Annotated in this window: 18 protein-coding genes; 10 read left to right on the forward strand and 8 right to left on the reverse strand. The window is 64.4% G+C overall.

From position 1 onward, the window contains the following. Window positions 1–45: 45 nt before the first annotated feature. From ACOJSI_RS10960 to ACOJSI_RS10990, 7 genes are read left to right on the forward strand one after another with little or no spacing between them, the layout of a single operon-like run. Window positions 46–669: a CDP-alcohol phosphatidyltransferase family protein gene (locus tag ACOJSI_RS10960; RefSeq protein ID WP_420138326.1), complete on the forward strand. Its 624-nt coding sequence runs from the start codon at window positions 46–48 to the stop codon at window positions 667–669. After that, the gene (locus ACOJSI_RS10965) at window positions 666–2,429 is read left to right on the forward strand and encodes a bifunctional alpha/beta hydrolase/class I SAM-dependent methyltransferase (RefSeq protein WP_420138327.1); all 1,764 of its coding nucleotides are present in this window, start codon (window positions 666–668) and stop codon (window positions 2,427–2,429) included. The genes ACOJSI_RS10960 and ACOJSI_RS10965 overlap by 4 nt, the downstream gene beginning before the upstream one ends. After that, window positions 2,426–3,745 carry a phosphatase PAP2/dual specificity phosphatase family protein gene (locus ACOJSI_RS10970; protein ID WP_420138328.1) on the forward strand — a complete coding sequence of 440 codons (1,320 nt, stop codon included), beginning with the start codon at window positions 2,426–2,428 and terminating at the stop codon, window positions 3,743–3,745. Before ACOJSI_RS10965 ends, ACOJSI_RS10970 begins: the two co-directional genes overlap by 4 nt. A 1-nt stretch (window position 3,746) precedes the next feature. After that, a complete protein-coding gene (locus ACOJSI_RS10975) occupies window positions 3,747–4,175 on the forward strand; it encodes a hypothetical protein (RefSeq protein WP_420138329.1) in 429 nt (142 codons plus the stop codon). Continuing rightward, window positions 4,166–4,807, forward strand: coding sequence for a lysophospholipid acyltransferase family protein (locus ACOJSI_RS10980; protein WP_420138330.1), 642 nt, complete (start codon window positions 4,166–4,168; stop codon window positions 4,805–4,807). Before ACOJSI_RS10975 ends, ACOJSI_RS10980 begins: the two co-directional genes overlap by 10 nt. After that, complete coding sequence (locus ACOJSI_RS10985; protein WP_420138331.1) at window positions 4,804–5,766, forward strand: phosphatidate cytidylyltransferase; 963 nt, start codon at window positions 4,804–4,806, stop codon at window positions 5,764–5,766. Before ACOJSI_RS10980 ends, ACOJSI_RS10985 begins: the two co-directional genes overlap by 4 nt. Window positions 5,767–5,803: 37 nt before the next feature. Next, a complete protein-coding gene (locus ACOJSI_RS10990) occupies window positions 5,804–6,280 on the forward strand; it encodes a hypothetical protein (RefSeq protein WP_420138332.1) in 477 nt (158 codons plus the stop codon). Between the two features lie 112 nt (window positions 6,281–6,392). Here the strand turns inward: ACOJSI_RS10990 and ACOJSI_RS10995 are convergent, their stop codons facing one another. Both ACOJSI_RS10995 and ACOJSI_RS11000 read right to left on the reverse strand, forming a co-directional pair. After that, window positions 6,393–8,597 (reverse strand): alpha-amylase family protein, encoded by a 2,205-nt coding sequence (locus ACOJSI_RS10995; protein WP_420138333.1) that lies wholly within the window; start codon window positions 8,595–8,597, stop codon window positions 6,393–6,395. 196 nt (window positions 8,598–8,793) lie between these two features. Then, window positions 8,794–9,495, reverse strand: a complete 702-nt coding sequence (locus ACOJSI_RS11000; RefSeq protein WP_420138334.1) for an MgtC/SapB family protein — start codon at window positions 9,493–9,495, stop codon at window positions 8,794–8,796. Window positions 9,496–9,635: 140 nt separating this feature from the next. Between ACOJSI_RS11000 and ACOJSI_RS11005 the strand changes: the two genes are divergently transcribed. The 3 genes from ACOJSI_RS11005 (at window position 9,636) to ACOJSI_RS11015 (ending at window position 12,904) form a co-directional block, all read left to right on the forward strand. Continuing rightward, complete coding sequence (locus ACOJSI_RS11005) at window positions 9,636–10,283, forward strand: YoaK family protein (RefSeq protein ID WP_420138335.1); 648 nt, start codon at window positions 9,636–9,638, stop codon at window positions 10,281–10,283. Between the two features lie 58 nt (window positions 10,284–10,341). Further along, window positions 10,342–12,324 (forward strand): glycoside hydrolase family 3 protein, encoded by a 1,983-nt coding sequence (locus tag ACOJSI_RS11010; RefSeq protein ID WP_420138336.1) that lies wholly within the window; start codon window positions 10,342–10,344, stop codon window positions 12,322–12,324. A gap of 169 nt (window positions 12,325–12,493) precedes the next feature. Further along, complete coding sequence (locus tag ACOJSI_RS11015) at window positions 12,494–12,904, forward strand: YybH family protein (protein ID WP_420138337.1); 411 nt, start codon at window positions 12,494–12,496, stop codon at window positions 12,902–12,904. 295 nt (window positions 12,905–13,199) lie between these two features. Here ACOJSI_RS11015 and ACOJSI_RS11020 read toward each other — a convergent pair whose 3' ends face one another. The 6 genes from ACOJSI_RS11020 to ACOJSI_RS11045 form a co-directional block, all read right to left on the reverse strand. Next, window positions 13,200–14,837: a DUF885 family protein gene (locus ACOJSI_RS11020; RefSeq protein WP_420138338.1), complete on the reverse strand. Its 1,638-nt coding sequence runs from the start codon at window positions 14,835–14,837 to the stop codon at window positions 13,200–13,202. A 99-nt stretch (window positions 14,838–14,936) separates the two neighbouring features. Further along, window positions 14,937–16,109 (reverse strand): pyridoxal phosphate-dependent aminotransferase, encoded by a 1,173-nt coding sequence (locus tag ACOJSI_RS11025; protein ID WP_420138339.1) that lies wholly within the window; start codon window positions 16,107–16,109, stop codon window positions 14,937–14,939. Further along, window positions 16,106–17,005, reverse strand: a complete 900-nt coding sequence (locus tag ACOJSI_RS11030; protein ID WP_420138340.1) for a bile acid:sodium symporter family protein — start codon at window positions 17,003–17,005, stop codon at window positions 16,106–16,108. The genes ACOJSI_RS11025 and ACOJSI_RS11030 overlap by 4 nt, the downstream gene beginning before the upstream one ends. 25 nt (window positions 17,006–17,030) lie before the next feature. Then, window positions 17,031–18,392 (reverse strand): NAD(P)/FAD-dependent oxidoreductase, encoded by a 1,362-nt coding sequence (locus ACOJSI_RS11035; RefSeq protein ID WP_420138341.1) that lies wholly within the window; start codon window positions 18,390–18,392, stop codon window positions 17,031–17,033. Next, on the reverse strand, window positions 18,335–18,862 hold the full coding sequence (locus ACOJSI_RS11040) for a DUF3830 family protein (protein WP_420138342.1): 528 nt from the start codon (window positions 18,860–18,862) through the stop codon (window positions 18,335–18,337). The genes ACOJSI_RS11035 and ACOJSI_RS11040 overlap by 58 nt, the downstream gene beginning before the upstream one ends. Window positions 18,863–18,944: 82 nt before the next feature. Next, window positions 18,945–21,131, reverse strand: a complete 2,187-nt coding sequence (locus ACOJSI_RS11045; RefSeq protein ID WP_420138343.1) for a prolyl oligopeptidase family serine peptidase — start codon at window positions 21,129–21,131, stop codon at window positions 18,945–18,947. Window positions 21,132–21,185: the final 54 nt, after the last annotated feature.

The raw sequence follows: 21,185 nt of genomic DNA on the forward strand, positions 1-21,185 counted from the left end.
GTGCACTATCGCTATTGAGGAAACGGAGAGACCGTTAGGAGCCTGATGCCGACACTCTATTCGTTGAAGCCACGCTTTCAGGCCCTTTTAAGACCATTAGTCAAAAGGATAGCGGACGCAGGTATTTCTGCGAACCAGATCACGCTTCTCGCGGCGATCATCTCCGCCATCGCTGGTGCAGGCATAATCTGGTCGGACAGCCGACAAGCCTTCCTCATCCTGCCTGTGTGGTTTTTGCTCAGGATGGGATTGAACGCCATCGATGGCATGCTGGCACGCGAGTTCGGCCAGAAATCGACATTGGGCGCCTATCTCAACGAGCTCTGCGACGTCGTCGCGGACGCGGCTTTGATCGCACCCTTCGCCCTTGTTGCCCCCTTCGCGCCCGCCTGGGTATTTGCCGTGATCTTCCTTGCCGCCCTGAGCGAATATGCCGGCGTGATGGGGCCGCTCGCCGGAGCTGGCCGGCGGTATGACGGGCCTTTCGGCAAAAGCGATCGTGCCTTGGTGATCGGAGCGCTTGGAATGTGGGTGGGCATTGGCGGCCCTCTCCCGCCATGGACCGCGTGGATCATGCCCGTCTTGGCGCTGCTGCTCGCGGTGACGGTGCTCAACCGGGTGCGGAATGGCGTCGCCGAAGCCGCCGCCAGCAGCAAGGAGCCGCAATGACGCGTGAATGCCTGGAGCTTTCGTTCAAGACCCATGACGGGGTCGAACTTTTCTATCGGCATTGGCCGGCCACTGACCCTGATGCGAAGGGCGCCGTGCTGCTGTTTCATCGCGGACACGAACATGGCGGCCGCATGGCGCATGTGGTCGACGAGCTGAACCTGCCCGATCATCATTTCTTCGCGTGGGATGCGCGCGGGCATGGCAAATCGCCGGGGCGGCGCGGCCACTCGCCGTCCTTCGCGCACAGCGTCCGGGATCTGGAAACCTTCTCGCTGCACGTTGCGGAACAGCATGCGGTCGAGCGCGAGGACATGGCGGTCGTTGCGCAATCGGTGGGCGCTGTGATCGCGGCGACCTGGGCGCATGATTATGCACCGCCAATCCGGGCGCTGGTGCTGGCGGCTCCGGCTTTCTCGGTGAAGCTCTACGTGCCGTTGGCGCGTCCGGGCCTCGCCCTGATGCGGCGCTTGCGCGGCCCCTTCGACGTCAATTCCTACGTCAAGGCGCGGCTTCTCACCCATGATCCGGTGCGTCAGGCCAGTTACGAAACAGACCCGCTGATATCGCGCGCCATCTCGGTCGATATCCTGCTGCAGCTTTACGACGCCGGGGAGCGTGTCGTCGCCGATGCGGCTGCTATTACCATCCCGACGCAGGTTCTGATCGCCGGATCGGACTATGTCGTCAGGAAAGGCCCGCAACAGGACTTCTACGATAGGCTTGGAACACCCGAGAAGGAATGCCACTCCTATCCAGGCTTGTTCCACGATATATTGGGCGAGGCGGAGCGTGCGCCTGTCATTGCCGACATGCGACGGTTCCTGCTCGACCATTTCGCCCGACCGCGGGCAACGATTGACCTCACCGGGGCGGACAAGGCCGGATATACCAAAGCGGAATCGGACCGATTGACGGCACCTTTATCGATCGCGTCGCGCAAAGGCCTATGGTGGTCGCTCTACCGCGCCAATCTGCGGTTGGGCGGTAAGCTGTCGCGCGGCATTGCGCTTGGCCATCAGACCGGCTTCGATTCAGGATCGACGCTGGATTATGTGTATCGCGACCGTGCGGAAGGGAAGCTTGGCGTCGGGAAGGCGCTGGACCGGACTTATCTGGATGCGATCGGCTGGAAGGGCATCCGCCAGCGCAAGCTGCATGTCGAAGAGCTGATCCGGCTGGCGTTGGGGCGCCTGCGCAAGGCAGGCGCGCCCGCGCACATCGTCGACATCGCCGCAGGCCATGGCCGCTACGTGCTCGAGGCTTTGACCGAGGGCGCAGAGGCGATCGATACGATCCTGCTGCGCGACTATTCCGACATCAACGTGACGGCGGGGCGCGCGCTGATCGCCGAGAAGGGCCTGTCGGCAATCGCCCGGTTCGAACATGGCAACGCCTTCGATGCAGATTCGCTCGCCGCAATCCAGCCGCAGCCGACGCTGGCGGTCGTGTCGGGGCTGTACGAGCTGTTCCCCGACAATGATCTCGTCGGTCGTTCGCTCGCCGGTCTGCGCCGTGCGGTGCCGGAGGGCGGCTATCTCGTCTACACCTGTCAGCCCTGGCACCCGCAGCTGGAGATGATCGCGCGGGCGCTGACCTCGCATCGCGCGGGACAGGCCTGGGTGATGCGTCGTCGCACGCAAGGAGAAATGGATCAGCTGGTCGCGGCCGCTGGCTTCCGCAAGGTCGAGCAGCGAATCGATCAATGGGGCATCTTCACGGTGTCGCTCGCCATTCGCGAGAGTGACACACAGCGTTGAGCGAAGCAGCTATCGCCGCGCAGAGGCCGCCGGTGCTGCGCGCGCTGGCGGCGCTGATCGCACTGGGGGTGCTGTTCTACAGCAGCTACGGCTTGTCCAACTGGCTGGCCTCGTTGCGCGACCATGTGCCGTCGATCGTGTTCGGCTGGGAGCGCGCCGTGCCTTTCGTGGCATGGACGATCATCCCCTATTGGACGACAAACCTCTTCTATGCGGCGTCGCTGTTCCTGTGCAAAAGCGCGCATGAGCTCAGCGTCCATGTCCGGCGGCTGATCTTCGTTCAGCTGATTGCGGTTGCCTGCTTCGTCGCGTTTCCGCTTAGATTCTCCTGGCCGAAACCGCCGACCACCGGCCTTTCCGGGCGGCTGTTCGAAGAGCTTGCCGGCTTCGACATGCCGTTCAACCAGGCGCCCTCGCTCCACGTCGCGCTGACCGTCATCCTTGCCGACTTTTATATCCGCCGCCTGCCGCGCTGGCTGCGGGTACCATTCTTGGGATGGTCGCTGCTGGTCGTCATCTCGACCATGACCACCTATCAGCATCATTTCATCGATCTGCCGACGGGCGCGCTGCTCGGCTATCTGATCGTCTGGGCACTTCCCTACGAAGGGCTGTCGCCGCTTGCACACGCACAGGCGACCACTCAGCCGGATCGGCGGAAGCTCGGGCTACGTTACGCTGCAGGGGCGGCCTTGTCGGTGCTGCTAGCGGCTTTGGGTGGTGGCTGGCTCTGGTTCCTGTGGCCGGCCGTGTCGCTGGCGCTGGTGGCGTTAGCCTATCTGTTCATCGGTCCTGCCGTTTTCGCCAAATCCGATGACGGGCGGATCGGATCGGCGGCCCGCATCCTGCTGGCGCCCTATCTGGTGGGTGCATGGATCAATTCCCGATTATGGACGTGGCGTGATCCCGATCCGATCGAGGTTGCCCCCGGTCTCTGGCTCGGCCGCTTCCCGTCGCGTGCGCGGATGCAGGGTGCAAGGCGCGTCGTTGACCTGTCGGCCGAGATGTCACGGCCGTACTGGGCAGGCGCAACGCGCTGGCAAAGCTTTCCTTGCCTGGATCTGGTCGCACCCGATCCGCGGGTGCTGGCGCGTGCGGCGCGCGAGATAGGGCCTGCCGATCCGGCCAATCCAGTCATGGTCTGCTGCGCGCTGGGCTACGGCCGCAGCGCCGCGACGCTCGCCACCTGGATGGTCGTCAACGGCACCACGGACAATGTGGATGACGGCATTGCCCGTCTGCGCAGCATCAGGCCCAAGCTGGCGATCAGCACAAGCCAGCTGTTGGCGATCAAAGCCGCAAGCGGTAGGGGCTGAGATGAGGGATAGGGCTCGCTGGCAGTCTACCATCGCGCACGCCGTCGCGGCTGCTACTGTCCCTTGGCAATATGCGTCGCTGGCGACCGGACTGGTCGGGCTCGCCGCGATCGTGGTCCGGCGTGCCACGATTCCCTTAGCCGCTTGTCTTCCCTTTTTGGCGCTTCAATTGGCCCTGCTTGCAGCCGGACTGTGGCTGAGCCTGCGGCTGCGGATTGACGCCGCACTGTTCCAGGCCTTGGCGGAAGAAGACGGTACGGGAAGCTTCGACGAGGCGATGGTGGCGCTGGGGATGCTGAGCACGGCCAAGGCCGGCCGGCCGATGCCGGAGCGTATCGCGGGGCTCATGCGGCTGGTTCGCCTGTTGGCACTCGTGGTGGCAGGGCAATTGGCGGTGCTGATCGTGACGGGATGGCTGTTATGGCGATGATCCGGACCGTCGCGGCGCGTGCCGTCGCACGGCTGATTGCCGGCTTCGCTCGCTTGGTTACGGGGGTCGTCGGCGACTGGCGTGGTTGCCCGCCTGCGCTCAACCAGCGTGTCTACTTTGCCAATCACAGCAGCCATGGCGATTTCGTGCTGATCTGGACCGTATTATCCGTTCGCGCGCGCCGGCAGACCCGCCCGGTCGCCGCGGCTGATTATTGGAACGTGCCCGGGCTCCGGCGCTTCATCGGCGCCCACGTCTTCAATGCCTTGCTGATCGATCGAAAGGCTGGTGGCGGTAGCGCGATCGCGGCGATGGCCGATGCGCTGACGCAGGGTGACTCGCTCATCATCTTCCCGGAAGGCACCCGCAACACCGGGACCACGCCGCTGCTGCCGCTGCGACCGGGCATCCATCATCTCGCCCGTGCCTGGCCGGCGGTGGAGTTCGTGCCGGTGTGGATCGACAATATCGCGCGGGTGATGCCGAAGGGGGAATTGCTGCCCGTGCCTTTGCTCTGTTCGGTCATCTTCGGCGAACCGATCGCGCTGGCGCCGGACGAAACGCGGGAGGAGTTTCTGCGTCGGGCGAGCCAGGCGCTGCTGCAACTGAAACCCGGTGAGGAACCGTCATGATGTATCTCACGGACCGGCAATGGATGCTGGACCATCCCACTGTTCTGGTGTTCGCCGGGCTAGGCCTGGTGCTGCTGGTGGCGACGCTGATCGGCAGGGGATTGGCGTTCCTCAAGGGTAACACGTCGACGATCGACAATCTCAACCAGCGAATCGACGCCTGGTGGATCATGGTGGCGGCGATGGGGGTCGCCTTCATCTTCGGTCTGACCGGGCTGGTGATCCTGTTCGCCCTTCTGTCCTTCTGGGCCCTGCGCGAATTCCTGACGCTGACGCCGACCCGGCATGGCGATCATGGATCGTTGCTATTGCTGTTCTTCGTTGGTCTGCCGGTTCAGTATTGGCTGGTCTGGGACCAGTGGTACGGACTCTACTCGATCTTTCTGCCTGTATACGGATTTCTGGTGCTGGCGATTGCCGCCACGTTGCGCGGAGACACCGAAAACTTTCTGCAGCGCGTGTCGTTCGTGCAGTGGGGCATGATGATCTGCATCTATTTCCTCTCCCACGTCCCTGCCCTCGTGACCCTGCCGTTGGTGTCGGAGCGGCCGACGGGTGGCCTGTTGCTGATCGCCTTCCTGGTGATCGTCGTGCAGGGGTCGGACGTGCTTCAATATATCTTCGGTAAGATTCTCGGCCGCCATCCGGTTGCTCCGAAGCTGTCCCCGTCCAAGACATGGGAAGGGCTTGTCGGCGGTATTCTCAGCGCCACTGCATTGGGCGCCGCCCTGTGGTGGATCACCCCCTTCAGTGTTCCTGTTGCCGCAGGAATGGCGTTCATCATCTGCGTGACGGGGTTCTTCGGCGGGCTGGTCATGTCGGCGATCAAGCGCGATCGCGGCGTCAAGGACTGGGGCCGCATGATCCGGGGGCACGGCGGCGTGCTGGATCGGCTGGACAGCGTGATCTTCGCCGCCCCCGTCTTCCTGCATCTCACGCGCTACTGGTACACCACTTAGATTTGGCCGGCCGGTCGCCGATCTACCGGGAGAGTGAATGCGTCTTTCCTATACCTATTTGGCGGCTGCAGCCATCGCCCTCGGCACCTCGTCGGCAAAGGCATGTGATCCGGCCATCACGCCGTTGAAGGATATTCTGACGCGATCAGGCGTAAATTTCGTAGCGGGTCGCTATAATCCGGACGGGACGTTCCTGGTCGATGACGCCTTGGGCACCAGTGTCCCCCCACAAGCCTACCAATTGTTCGAGCGCGGGCCGTTCGGGAACCAGTGTGAAACAGCAGTTATGAAGGTCTCGCCGCCGTCATCGCAACAGGGGGACGGAAAGCGCCGCTTTCTTCTTCCCATTGAAAAGGCGGATCCGGTAAAACGCCAACTGCTGGTCATCATGGGATTCCCATATCGTCTGGTCCTCACGCGGAACAACGTGACCGATCAATATTCCGGGACATCCATCCCCATGTCTAAATTCCGACGCGCGGCGGCAAACTTTCCTTCTCTACCGCGACGTTAGGATTCAGGGTCGCCGCCAGGGCAACTCGATTCCTCGACGGTCGTCTTTCGACATGCGCCGGCAACTTGATTCAACAATGCGTGCCAGCAACGTTTTCCATCGATATTGCCGGTCAGGCCAGGTCGACCGCGACGACTTCGTGCAGACGTACGCCAGGAACGTGAACACTCAGGAAGTTGGCGTCCACCCGCGCCGCCACTTCGGCGTCGCTTTCCAGCAGCCGTACCCGTTTCACCTTTGCGCCCGCCGGCAATCGTAGGGTGACATCCTGCGGGCCGATCGGCGTGATCTCCCGAATATAGCCGCCACCCATCGCCATCGGGCTGCTCAGGTTCACGATATGCGCGGCAACCGATTGTGCCTGCCGCCAATAGCTGATGTCGATCATCCCGGGGCCACGTACGGTCAGCGGCACATCCCTGTTCAGCGTCCAGTCGACCGCGTTGCGCAGCAAAGAAAGATGGTCGCCGCTGGAACATTGCCAGAAGCTGGCGTCGATATTCTCGGGGAAGTAGACGACGTGACCTTTGCCATAGCGCCGCGCGAATACGGCGGGTGCGGCGCTGTCGCGCGATCGTGGGAAGGCCTTCTCCATCGGCAGATCCGGGTAACGCGGCGCTATCGTCAACGGCGCTGGCGGTGATCCGGCGCGCGCCGCCACCTGGACCCGGCGGGTGCCTCCCATGATCCGGGGCGTATCGTCGAAGCCGTGCGTCAGCGGGTGCGGACCATTCACGATCAAATAGCCATTCTGGACGCGCTCTTCGATCGCACCCGTAAAGTCGCAACCGAACAGGTCGGCCAGCGCGAAATTGGCACGGCGCTCACCCCATTCATTGTACAGCGACGTCTCATGCGTTGCGACGATCGCTCCGCCGCGCGCCACATAATCGCGCAGCTGCGCCGCCTGCGCATCGGACAAGGCGGCGATATTGGGCAGAACGATCACCCGATAGGGCGCAAGCGCCGCTGCATCGAGCCGTCGTTCATCCACAAAGGCGAAGGGGATCCGGGCTTCCAATAACGCCTGATAGAAGCCGGTTGCCGGCTCATCGGTCCGGTGATTCGAGCGCGCGGTGTTGGCCGAACCGCTCGCGCTCCCGTCTGACAGTGCGCCCGGAGCATAATAGGTGTTCGTCTGAACCGAACGCAGCATCGCCACATTGGCCAAATTCTCGACATTGCGAAAATAGTCTTCGTGCTGCGCGTGCCAACCATAGGCCCTTTCGACCAGCGGCACCCAGCGCCGATCGAACACCTCCGCCTTGAACTTCGTCATCCAGGGCCGAAAACCGTGCGCCAACCCGTCGTGCAGGTATGTGGCGATCTCGGCATCGCTCTGCCTGGAATCGACATGACGGTAACCGGTTGACGTCGCGCCAACCGCGAAGATTCCGCTGATTGGCCGGTCCGGCATCATGCATTGGGTTTCCTTGGCGCTGCGGCCATTGACCCAGATCGGATCGCGAACGTTGCGCCCTTGCCGATCCGCATAGAGGGAGCGGATCGTGCCGCGCATATGCGCGGGATCCAGCCGCCCCCATGTGCCCGGGGTAAAGAAGGCGGTTGGGCGGACGGCGCGCACCACCTCATTCCACAACGCGATCTGCGCGTAACGCTGCTCGTCGTCCCAGCGCAGATACGCGCGAACGGCTGGGTCTCGCGCGTCGCTCAGCGCCGCCGGAACCGCGAAGCCGGATGCCTTCCGAAACGAACCGGTGCAGGTGGCGCAATGGCACATGCCTGCGCCTCCGGCCCACCGATTACCAAAAACCCCGTCGACCGGATACTCCGCCACGATCTCGCGCAGGATGGCGGGCATCCATTCGAACGTCACCGCGCCGTTCGGACAGGTCAAAAACAGCTCCGGGTCGGTCGGATGCTGCTTTGGTCGCCCATCGGCATCGCGCGCCACCCATTCCGGGTGCGCCGCCAGCGCATCTGCGCGCATCGCGTGCGGATCGACCCGTGCAAGCACGCGGATGCCCATGGCGGCGCATGCCTTGGCCAGTTCACCGAACATGTCGCCCTCGCCCAGATAAGGGCTGCGATAGTGGAACGGCACCTTGGTCGGATAGAAAGCGGTCACCCCGCCGGCGCTCAGACATACGCCCTGCGTGTGGGTGCGGCGAAGGAAATCCAGCCAAAACTGAGGATCATATCGTCCGGGGTCGTCCTCCGTGGCACAGATCTGCACCCAGCGCATTGGCTCCCGCTCGCGCCCGTCGGCTGTCCCCGCGCCAGCCGCTTCCGATGCCGATAAGCCCGCCCCGATGGTGGCGGCGGCCGCAATCAACGTGCGCCGGTCGATCTCCATCGTGCCCCATTCCTTCCAATGACATGCCTGAACGCCACGGCCACGACATAGTCACGCATCTTCCGGGCTTGAAAGCGATACGTCGACTGCGACCATCGCCTTGGTTGACCGCCTCATCGGCGTTCCCGCTTAATATCGCCAACCGCCGCCCGTCAGAGGTCGATCGGTCAAGACGCCAACGTCTGCCGCCGACTGGCTAACTCAAGCTGTCAGGCAAGGATGCACCCTTGCGACTTACGGTCACATCCTGCACGCCGGGCAATTCACGCAGGCCTGCCGCCCCTTTGCGAATATCGGCCTGGGAGACACGGGCGAGATGCACGGTCAGCAGATCAAGGTCATCCTCGGCCGGCGTCACCAGCAGTCGCCGCATCTGCCCACCACGCACGCGCAGAATCTTCCTCAACTCGTCCTCGTCAAGCGTCGCCCGCTCCGCGCGGATGCGGATGACGCAGCTTTGAACGCGTGCACGATAGGCTTCCTCCAAGGGCTTCAGGCCCGCCAGGATCACCAGGATTATGATCGTTGCCACACAAGCGGCAAAGTAAAGCCCGCCTCCAGCGGCGAGCCCGAGTGCAGCCACCGCCCAGATGCTGGCAGCAGTGGTCATACCTCGCACGGTGTTTCCCCGCAGGAGGATTGACCCGGCACCCAGGAACCCGATGCCCGAGACCACCTGTGCCGCGATGCGCGAAGGGTCCAGCACGACGTGCGGCATCTCCTTCGCGCTTTGAAAACCGTAAGCGGAGACGATCATCAGCAGCGCCGCGCCAACCGCCACCAGCATGTGCGTGCGGATTCCGGCCGACCAAAGCAATCGCTCACGCTCAAATCCGATCAAGCTGCCGACGAGCGCGGCGACCCCTAATCGCAAGACGATGTCCGCATCGGAAATCATAACGACGAGAAGGGATCAGTCAGGCGGACGTTCCACGGGTGCAGGCCATCACGAGCCGGTGTGAGGGCTGGATCGGCTCACACGCGCGCTCGCGCTAAGAATGCAGCTCGAAAATCCGGCGATCCGCCTTATGGTAAGCCATGCGCCGCTATGGGATGCGTCACCGTCTGCTCGCTTATGGGCTGGCTCTGCTTGCGGGCTTTGTCGATGCGCTCGGCTTCCTGCAACTTGGCGGGCTCTTCGTATCCTTCATGAGCGGCAATTCGACCCAGCTGGCGGTCGGGCTGGCCGGCGGGATGCCGGCGAGTGCCTTGGCCGCTGCAGTGATCGCGATGTTCGTAGGCGGCGTCATGGCCGGCACATTCATAGGCCGGCTTGCGGGCGGATGGCGCAAACAGTGGGTGTTGGGCTTTGTCACCCTTATCCTGACCATCGCCGCGACGACGGTTCCCTTGGGAAGAAGCGCATTTTTGGCGCCCCTATTGATGGCGTGCGCGATGGGATCGGCGAATACCATATTCCAGCGCGACGGAGAGGTCAGCGTCGGCGTGACCTATATGACTGGAACCTTGGTCAAATTCAGTCAACATCTCGCGACAGCGATTGCGGGCGGTCCGCGTTTCGCTTGGGTCCCTTATCTCTTGCTATGGCTTGGCCTCGTCGCAGGAGCCATGCTCGGCGCAGTGAGCTTCCACGCCCACGGCTTGGAAGCGCTGTGGATCTCCGCTGCAGGCGCCGCGATATTGCTGGCGTCAGCGACGTCGCTGGGGCCGACGCGCGAGGAGTGATCAAGGATTGCGCGGCGCGAATATCCAGGAATATGGCGGCTCACGCAAAGGGGGAGCAATGCTGCGCACGTCCGTGATCTTCGCAGTCGTCACGGCCACCGCGTTGGCCAGCCACGCCGCGCCGGCGGGCCACGCCCATCCGCACCTTGGCAGCCATATGATCCGCGTGCTCCACGTGAACGGCCTCGCCTTCCGCGATCTCAACCGGAACGGGGTGCTCGATCCTTACGAGGATTGGCGGCTGCCGACTGCGCGCCGTGCCGCCGATCTGCTGTCGCGGATGACGATGGACGAGAAGATCGGCCAGATGATGCACGGCTCGCTCCACACGTCGGGAGACGATTACGATCTCGCTTTCGCCCGCAGCGAAGTCCTCGGCAAGCATGTCACCGCGATGATCACTCGGCTGGCGACCACGCCGGCAAAGCTCGCGGCCGCCAACAATGCCCTGCAGGCCGTGGCAGAGGAAGGCCGCCTCGGCATCCCGCTGACGTTGAGCTCGGATCCGCGCAATCAGCTTGAGGGGGTCACGGGGGCCAGTGTCGCTGCGGGGGGCTTCACGCCCTTCCCCGATCCACTCGGCTTCGCCGCGATCGGCGACGTCGCCACCACCCGCCGCGCCGCCGACATCGTCCGGCAGGAATATAAGGCGGTCGGCCTTCGCGTAGCGCTGTCCCCTCAGGCCGATATTGCGACCGAACCGCGCTGGCCGCGTACAGATGGCACGTTCGGGTCCAACCCCGCTCTCGCCGCGCGCATGGTCGGTGCCTATGTGGCCGGTATTCAGGCCGGATCAACCGGCATTGGGCGCGACAGCGTGGCCGCGGTGGTCAAACACTGGGTCGGCTATGGCGCCGTGGACAATCAGGGGTTTGACAGCCACAATTATTACGGGCGGTTCACGGGCGTGACCAACGCGGCGTTGCCGCAGCACATACGCCCGTTCGAGGCTGCGTTCGCTGCACACGTCGCGGGCGTGATGCCGATGTATTCGCTCCCCCATCGACTGCATGACGCGGCCGGCGGGCCGGTCGAGACGGGCGCCGGCTTCAGCCGCTACCTGCTGACCGATCTGCTGCGCCATCGATACGGTTTTACCGGCCTGATCCTGTCGGACTGGGCCATCACGAACGATTGCGGGGAGGCCTGCCGCAACGGCGCGAAGCCCGGCATCGAACCCAGCTGGGCCGATGCGGATCCTGCGTGGGGGGTCGAGGATATTCCCGAAGAGGACCGCTTCGCCAAAGGGGTGGATGCGGGCATCGAGCAATTTGGCGGCACCACCCACGTCGACCGACTCGCCGCCGCCATCGGGGACGGCAAGATCTCGACCCAGCAGGTCGACAGCGCTGTGCTGAAGGTGCTGACCCAGACCTTCGCGCTGGGCTTGTTCGAAGACCCTTATGTCGATCCGCAAGCGGCCGCAAAACTGGTCGGCAATGCTGGCTTTCTGTCGGAGGCGCACCGTCTGCAGGCGCGATCGATCGTCCTGCTTCAGGTCAACCGCGCTCTGTACCCGCTCGCACCCGCGACACATCGCCGCCTGTTCCTGCGCGGCCTGGCGGCCGAACCATTCACCGCGCGTGGCTTCACGATCGTCGACCGACCCGATCGGGCCGATGCCGCAGTCGTCCGCCTCTCGACGCCGCATCAATTGCTGCACCCGAATTTTCCTGCTGGCCGGGTGCAGCATGAAGGCGCGCTCGACTTTCGCGATGGCGGTTCCGATTTCGAAGCCGTCAAGCGCATTGGCGCCGCCGTCCCGACCATCGCGGTCGTCCATCTCGATCGCGCCGCCGTGCTCACCGAGCTCCGCCCGCACATCTACGTGCTTGCTGGCGATTTCGGGGCAACGGATGCTGCAGTGGCGGACGCGCTGACGGGTCGCATCCGCGCGGAAGGTCGCCTGCCGCTGGAACTGCCCTCGTCTATGGCAGCGGTCGAAACACAGCAGCCCGAACTGTCCGACGACTCGAGGCAACCGCTTTATCCCTTTGGCTACCGCGCCGAGCGCAGAGACACCGCAGCCCCCAAGCGCTAGGGCAGCACGCTGACCGGCCCCTGCCAGGCCACGCGGCGCCACCTGCAGCGTTCCGCGGATTGCGACACTGCTTTGCAGCGTCGGTGACTACCCGCCGTGCCTAACGCGCCATAACCTTCCTGGATCGCAGCGAACCAAGAGGATGTATTCTATGAAGGGAATGGAGACGATGTCGGGCAAGGTGCCTGCCCAGCAGAACGTCGAGGATGTTCTTGCAGCGTATGAGAAGGCGTTGAATGGATCAGACATCGACGCGGTTTTGGCGGCATTCGGGCCCGAGGCCGTCTTCATGGCTCCGAACAATCCATCGGCAGTGGGGCTTGAGCAGCTTCGGGCGGCCTACACAGGCATTTTCCAGACGATCGCGTTCGAGACCGAGCTGCAGGTGCAGGAATTTGTGCAGGTCGCGCCGGATTGGGCATTCGTCCGAACCGACTCCGCAGGCTTCGTGACGATCCGCGCGACCGACCAGCGCGTGCCCGATTCCAATCACGAGCTATTCATCTTCCACAAGGACGATGCCGATACCTGGAAGATAGCGCGTTACGCATTCTCGACGACGAACCCGCTGCCGCAATAACCTCCTAAGACGGCGACAGCGCCAAAATGAGCAGCGACAGGACGGCGATCGCAGCCAGCAGCGGCATCGTACGAACCGCAGTGGTGGGTGATCGTGCAACTCCGGCAGAATACGAAGGCGATAGGGCAGGCGCGCTATGAACGTTCCTTCCGCGCGGCCCTACCCACGGAAGGTATCAGCCCCTTCTACAGCGATCCGGCTGTCCGCGAACATTATGGTATCGCACAAGTACGTCGCAACCGACTTTGCTGATCGCGAAAGATCGTTAGCCGCCTCCGCGCCTGCCATCAGGCAGCTATTGCGCCCTACCTCCCTCTGCCGTCGCTTCGACAATGCCATCCTCGCGCCGATACAGCGAGAAGGGTATCGTCCCCTCGCGCGCCAGCTTCACCATCACGCGCTTCACCGCGTCGCCGTCCTGCTCGTCGGCATGGCCCGCATCGGCGATAAGCCGGTCGAGCTCCATCTTGCCGGTGACGTAGCTCGTCCCATAGCCCGGCTGGCGCAGGTAGAGCAGCTGTTCAAAGCCCACCAGGTCGCTCGACGCGTCGGACCAGCCGCGCGGCGTCCACCGCGCGTGAAAATGCCCGGCCTGGGCGAGGCTCCACTCGTTGGACTGAACGTAGAGCGACGCCAGCCCGCGCGCGGCGCGATTGGCCAGCATGATCCACACCAATTCGCGCGCGCGCGGCGCATCGTCGTACAGCCCGGCATGCATCACCAGCTCTTCGAACGCCGTGGCAAAGCCCTCCGAGCGCGACTGGAAGATATTGAACAGCGGCGCGCCCCGTCGGATCGGATCGGGGTTCGGATCATGCTTGATCCGCGCCAGTTCGACCCAGTGGATGTCGTGCGAATAAAGCGGTCGCGGGTCGAGCGCGGTGACGTGATAGAAGAAGTTACGCTTGGCGGGCGGAATGTAGCCGACCGTCTGGGCAGCCAGGGCTGCGCGGTAATAAGGCCTGTCGGGAACGAACCCGCTAGCGATGATGAAGTCGGTGAAGCTCTTCATCTTGGCTGCGGAATAGGCCTGATAGGCGGCCGGATCATCGATCGCCGCGATCGGCGGCAGCGCAGCGTTACGCTGCTCCTCCAGCTTGAGGCTCGACCAGGCGCGGTCGAGCTCGCGCCGTAACAGCGCAACCTGGTCGTCCCAGGTGAACGGCACGAGCTGCACATTCTTCATGTACCAGTCGTAATTGGCCTTGCCGACGCCCGACGGCCCCGTCTTGGTCGGTGCTGCCTCCTTCACCCAGCGGCCGAAGGCGGCGGTGGCGTCGCGCGCCGCGATGGCCGCGCGACGCAGCTCAGCCGGGGCACCTGCCAAACTCGCTTTCTGCTGGCCCTCAAGCGTGCGCATCGACAGCGTCCCGTCGATCAGCGCCGTCAGCACCGCCTCCTGCTCGGCAAAGGCGCGGCCGCCATAGCGCCACAGGTCGGCAGCCTGGCTGTCGGCCAGGAAAGTACGCGCACGATCAAGCAATACCGGCACGCCAGCCAGCCGCGCGGTCAGCACACGCGCATCGCTGCGCGAGAGCGGCCAGCGATAGGTAAACAGGTCGATCACATCGGCGAGCGGCCCTTCGTGCGCCGGCACGTCGCTCTCTTCGCCGATTACCGTGGCGTAATAGCTCGGGTCCCGCGCCCACGGCTGGCGGACGCGCAAATCGAAATCGAGCCCGTTCATCTCGGCCTCGATCAGCTGTGCATCGGCAACGATGTAGGGCGACCAGCCGGTCCGGTCGAGCGAGGCCAGCCGCTGCCGCATCCGGATCAGTCCGTCACGTTTGCGCCCGAGCGCCGCCGGGCTAAAATCGACGACGCCGGCACTACGTTCGGGGGCGGCGAAGGCGCGCCAGTCGGTGAACAGGCTGACAAGAGCGGGTGGCGGGAGCGTTTCGGCGGCGGGCCCGGCTGCTGCAGGTGCAGCCACCACTGGCATGGCTAGGATAGTCGCACATAGCAGTCCGGCCAGACCGGCAGCCTTGATCCCCCGACGCATCGCGCTTTCCCCTTCGCTTCCTGCCCGATCTTACCCCGGCAGCCTGTTCAACAGCCGGCCGATCCGGCCCATCGCTTCTTCGATCCGCGGCAGCGGCTCCGATCCGAAGCAGATGCGCAGATGATCGCTCCCCATCGGCCCATAGAAGCTCCCCGCCTCCACCACGACATGTGCCTGATCGAGGATCAGGTCGGCAAGCGCGGCGCCGGTGTGGCCGGTGCCAGCAATGTCGGGCCAGGCGTAGATCGTGCCCTCTGGGGCGGCGCAGCGCACCCCCGGCATCTGGTTGAGCGCGCGCACCACCACGTCGCGCTTGGCCCTATCGTCCGCGACCATCGCGCGCATCGTCGCGCCGCCCTGCTCGAGCGCTGCGAGCCCGCCATATTGGACAAACGGATTGACATGCGTGATGTCGTTTGCGGTGACCTTCAGCATCGCCCGCAGCAGCGGCTCCGGTGCATGCGCATAGCCCAGCCGCCACCCGTCCATGGCATAAGCCTTGGTAAAGGCGAAGAGCGAGATCGTGCGGTCCGCCATCCCGTCGATGGTCGCGATGCTGGTGTGCGCGCCGTCGAACAAGATATGTTCGTACACCTCGTCCGCGATCACGATCAGATCGTGGCGGATGGCGAGCGCGGCCAGCTCCTCTAGCTCAGCACGGCTATAGACCCGCCCGGTCGGATTGCACGGATTGACCAGAATGATCGCGCGCGTGCGCGGCGTGATCCGCGGTTCGATCAGCGCTGGATTGATCCGGAACCCTGCCGCGGCATCAAGCGGGGCCGTCACGATCCGGCCGCCGGCAAGCTCGACCTTGCCGACATGTTGCGGATAGTAAGGCTCCAGCAGGATCACCTCGTCGCCGGGGTCGATCGTCGCCATGATGGCCGCATAGGATCCGTGAGTCAGGCCGTTGGTGACGAGCACGTCCTCCGCCGTCGCGGGGATGCTGTTATGCTCGCGCAACTTTGCGGCGATCGCAGCGCGGAACGCCGGCTCGCCCTGCAGATCCGAATAGTGGACATGGCCGGCATGGAGCGCTGCCGCAGCGGCGGCTTTGATAACCGCCGGCGTGTCGTGGCACGGCCGCCCAAATTCCAGGTGGATCAGGTCGATGCCCGAGGCCTGCAGACTCAGCGCCTTTTCGTACATTCCGAACGACTTCTTCGATCCTTCGGTAATGCGACGTGCGGGGCGGGTCATGCGGCGGTCTCCGGGCGGAGGTGCGGCGCGGCCGCGCGACGGCGCAGCCACGATACGGCCGGGATGCCGATCGCCATCCCGATGAAGGTGTTGATGATCATCGGCAGCGACATGTCGTTGCGGTGAAGCAGGCTTACCGCGACAAAGATCGCGGTGCCTTCCTGGCGAACGATATGCTCCATGGCGATCGCGACGCGCTCGGGGCGGCGGATGCCGCCGGCCCAGGACACCAGAAAGGCCAGACCGAGATTGACGACGTTCATCGCGACGACGATCGCGAGCACCACCCCGAACGAGGAGGCGATGGTCGCCCATTCCTGCGCGACGATCAGGGCGAATACCGTCACCAGCACGATCGTCGCAGCAGATTTAATCGTCGGCTCGATCCGCTGCGCGATGCGCGCGGCGAGCCGGTTGACCAGCATCCCGACCGCGACCGGGATCACCGTCACCATCATGATCTTCGCCAAAGCATCGCCTGTCGGGATCGCGATCGCCTGTTCCTGCGCGAAGATCAGATGAAGCGCGATCGACGCTGTATAAGGCAAGGTGAAGACATAGATCAGGCTGACGAACAGGCTCATCGAAAGCGACAGCGCCACATTGCCGCGCGCCAGATCGGTCATCAGGTTCGAAAGGATTCCGCCGGGACACGTCGCCAGCAGCACCAGCCCCATCATCAAGGCCGGCGTCGGGGCGAACGCCGCGGCCAGCGCCACCCCGGCGATCGGCACCAGCAGGATCATGCTGCCGACCCCCAGCAGGAAGGCGCGCGAATTGACAACGATGTGGCGGAAGTCGCGAACGGTCAGGCTAAGGCCCATAGAGAACATGATCAGCCACAATGCGGCCGGCAGCAGCCAGGAACCGGCGACCGCCATGACCGCGTCCATCATGCGCCGCGCTCCGCCCGCCGGTAGGTCACGCGACCCCCAATCGACGTTTGATGCGCTTGGCAAAGAGCGCCGAAGACAGCAGCAGCCGCGGCAGATGACGCGCGAGTAGGAAGCCCGATACAGCGCGCGGCGGCTCGGCCTTGATCATCGCATCCTGGGGCCGTCCCGCCAGCGCCTTCGCGAGTTCGCGTCCCAACAGCACGTTGGTTGCGAGCCCGCGGCCGTTGCACGCCTGGGCTGCGATAAGGCCATCGTCCAGCTGAACGATGCGCGGCAACAGGCTGGCATTCACCCAAGCGTGGCCAAGCCAAACATACGCCAAAGCGAGCGGGCGGTGCGCGACGAGCGTGTCGGCCAGCCGCTGGTTGACCCGGCGTTCGATGTCGGCGGGCGTGTCGCGCCCGCTCGCCGGAAAGGCCGTGATCAGGCGGTAGTCCGACGTGTAGCGGATCGAGAAGACATCGGGCTCCAGATCGGTCAGCGCATGCCGCTCGGGCAGGATTGCCTGCAGCAGATCGGAAGGCAAGGGCTCGGTCGCGACTTCAAGCACAGGAAGCGGCAGGATCGTGCCGGCCAGCCGTTGGTGCAACAGCGGATTGCCGCCGTTCGCGGCGAGCACGACCCGTCGTGCGCGGAGCTCGCCCGCATCGGTCAGGACCGACCACAGCCCGCGATCGCGCACGATCTGCGTCGCCGGGCTGTCTTCGTAGAGACGCGAGCCCATCCGCTCCGCCTGATCGGCGAGCCCGCGCACCAGCGCGAGCGGATCGACCGATCCGCCGGTCGGATCAACGATCGCCGCGCCATAGCCGCCGCATCCTGTCAGACGTTGCGTTTCTTCGGCATCGCTCACCCGAAGGTCGGGCCGCAACCCGCCCCACTCACGCACCCGCTCGTTCAGAACGCGGTCGGCCTGACGCCCGGTGAGCGGTGCGATGAACCCGGTTTCGGCCGCATCGCATGTGATCCCATAACGGCGAACGAGATCGAACAGATAGGTGCCGCTCTCCGCTACCAGCCGCAGCATGCCGTCGGCCGCATCTCCCAGCTTGCGGCGGACGTCATCGGGCGTCGCGCGCACCAGTTGCGGCGCAATAATCCCGGCGCTCGATCCGGCGGCCCCGCTGCCGAGCGTGCCGGCTTCGATTAGCGCCACGTCAACGCCCCGCTCCGCCAGGTGAAGCGCGGTCGACACGCCCGCCACCCCGCCGCCGACAATCGCAACCTCAGCCGTGATTGCGCTGTCCAGGCTCGGGCGCGGCGTCACGGGTGCGGACCGGCTCTGCCAGATCGGGTGTTCGATCGCGCGCCCGCTGCCTTGCGCCAACATCACGCGCCGCGCGTGATCGTGATCGCGCAGCCGCCATTGATGCGGATCGTGCGGCATGCCGCCGCCGCGGCGGCAAGATCTTCGTCCACGATCCGGGCGCAGATGTTCGCCATAATCCAACCCATCGGCATCAGCAGCCGCCCGCCAGCAGCATAAAATAGCCCGACATCGACCAGGTCGAACGATGGTCCGTCACGCCAGGTGCCGCGGGGCGCGCAGACCAGCGCGATGTCGCCGGCCTGCGGGTAGCTGGTGGCATTCTCGACCGAAATGGCGCGAAGATCCTGACCCGGTAGCGCCTTCGCGCCGTCGATCGGCAGCGATATTTCAGGCCCCGTCCACATGGCATGGATTGCCGAGAAGGACAGGCCTGTGCCTGCCAGATCCCACAGTAGCCCGGCACTGGCCGGCGCAAGCGTGTCGAGCAAGGTCGCGCGCGCATGAAGGCCCGACTGTGCTTCGCTGAACAGCACCGTACGCTGCGCCGGGTCGCACAATTCGGCCGGCCCCTTGGCATCATCCGTCAAAGCCGCAACCTCGCTTATAAACGTTCATATTCACGTGATATTGATCGATTATCGGCTTGTCAAACCGATCTGCCACGGTGGATCATTTGGCTTCCGCGACATCGGGCTGGAGGTGCCGATCGAAGAAATCGACCAGCTTGCGAAAGGCGAAACGGGTCTGCGGGAGGCCTTCCATGTCCCACGCATGGCCCGATCCCGGCAGCGTGACCAGTTCGAACAACTTGCCCTGTGCGATCAGCCGCTGCGCCAACGCGATCGTATCCGAATAGAGCACCACCTCGTCGCGCGTGCCATGGATGATCATCAGCGGGTCGGACAGACCGGCGGACTGGTACAAGGCGGACTGGCGCTCATAGCGCGCTGGAAAATCGCGGCCCGATGGGATGCCCATGATCCACTCCTGTTCGGGATAGGCATGTGCAACATTGCTGGCCGGGGCGCCCGCCACCCCGGCCGCGTAGAAGCCGGGCTTCTTGAACAGGGACATCAGAGTCATCAGCCCGCCATAGCTCGAGCCCCAAAGTCCGATCCGCTTGGGATCGGCATAGCCCAGGTCGACCAGATGCTGCGCCCCGTCCTGGATGTCGTCGATATCGAGCGTGCCGTAGCTGAACTGCATCGGCGCGTTCCACGCCTTGCCGCGGCCGAAGCTGCCGCGAATCCCAGGATTGATCACGATATAGCCGTGCGCGACGAGATATTGATCCAGTCCCCAGGTCGGATGCGCGACGCGCCCGCCCCATTGGTCGCGCACGGCGTCGGAATAGACCGAGCCGACGATTAACGGATAGCGGCGCTTTGGATCGAAGTCCGTCGGCAGCATCACGCGCGCGGTCAGCGCGGCACCATCGACATGGGAACGGTACTCAACGTAGCGCACATCGGCCCACGCCTGCGCCGCGAACGCCGGCAGCGGCGAGTGGGTGACACGTGTTGCCGCCAGTGTGCCGTTGAGCGGCGTGATATAGAGTTCGGGCGGCGTGCGGTCATCGCTTGCCCGATCGGCAAGCGCCGAGAAATTTGGCGCGAAGACCGCATCATGCGTGCCTGGCGTGGCCGTCACCGGCATAATCGCGCCGCCGCCAAAGCCAATCCGATACCATCTCCGCTCCGCATAGCCGGCCTGGTTCGAGCGAAAATAGAGCCGGCGATGCGCGCCATCGACTTCAAACGCGTCGATCTCCCATCGGCCGCGCGTAATCTGGCGCCGCGTTCCTGCCCCGTCGACGCGATAAAGGTGATTGAAACCATCGCGATTGGTGAGAAGGAAGATCGCCTTGCCATCGGGTGCCCACGCCGCCTGCCAGTCGGGACGGATCTGATCGCGATCGTCAAAGGCGTAGACACGCGTCCGGCGCCCGTCGCGGAGACGATACACGTCGACGAAATGATGCTTGATCGTCAGGTCGCTGGCATTGACCAGTAGCGATGAGCCATCAGGTGATAACTGGTAGTTCCAGATCGGATCGCCGGGATCGGGGCGATCGAGCCAGCGCGGCGCTGCGCCGACGCGCGCATCGATGACGCCAATGGCAAAGGCAATATTGCCGGGATCACCCGGAAAGGCGCGCGCAACGACATCGCGATGTGCGCGACCGTCGGCATCATAGGCAATCTCGATGCGGCGCATGGCGCGTGTATCGGAAACGACGAACGCCAGCCTTGCACCGTCATGCGACCATTGCACGCTCTCGATCGAGCGCTTGTCCTGCGGCGGAACGACAAGGCGGCTTGGGCCCGGCTGATCGACACCGCGCAGCCACAGCCCGCCCCCCGCGGCATAGGCCAGCTGCGTCCCGTCGGGCGATGCAACCAGGGTGGATATGCCCTTGGCCTGATCGTCGAGCGGGCGGAGCCCGCCCGCGGCGTCACGCAGGTGGAGGACGCCGCCGCGTACGAACGCGATCCGCCCGCCCGACAACCAGACCGCTGCGTCAATCCCGGTCTCGGACCCGTCTGCGAAGGTGGTCAGCCGCTGTCGGACGCGCGTTTTGCGGTCGTAGCTCCAAATATCGCGCGCACTCCGTGCGTCCTCGTTCCACAGAAACAGCAGGCGCGATCCGTCGCGGTCCCAAGCGACGCTTTCAGGCGAGGTGCCAATGATGCTGCGTTCGCTATAGAGGCTGTCGATCGTGAGCGGCGGAGGCACCGGTGCGGCGATCGCGGCTGTGGAGAGCAGCCCGATAGCGACCGCCCCCCCTCGCACGCGGCGCCCTAGCGCCGCGAAGAGGCGGCTCGACTTGGCCCGAAACATTGGTCTAGATGGCATGATAGAGTTCAATTTCACGTGAGTTTCCACATGTTAACAATTTGCCATCCGCTA

This window comes from Sphingomonas sp. (genome assembly GCF_048595155.1).
GTDB lineage: Bacteria > Pseudomonadota > Alphaproteobacteria > Sphingomonadales > Sphingomonadaceae > Sphingomonas_I.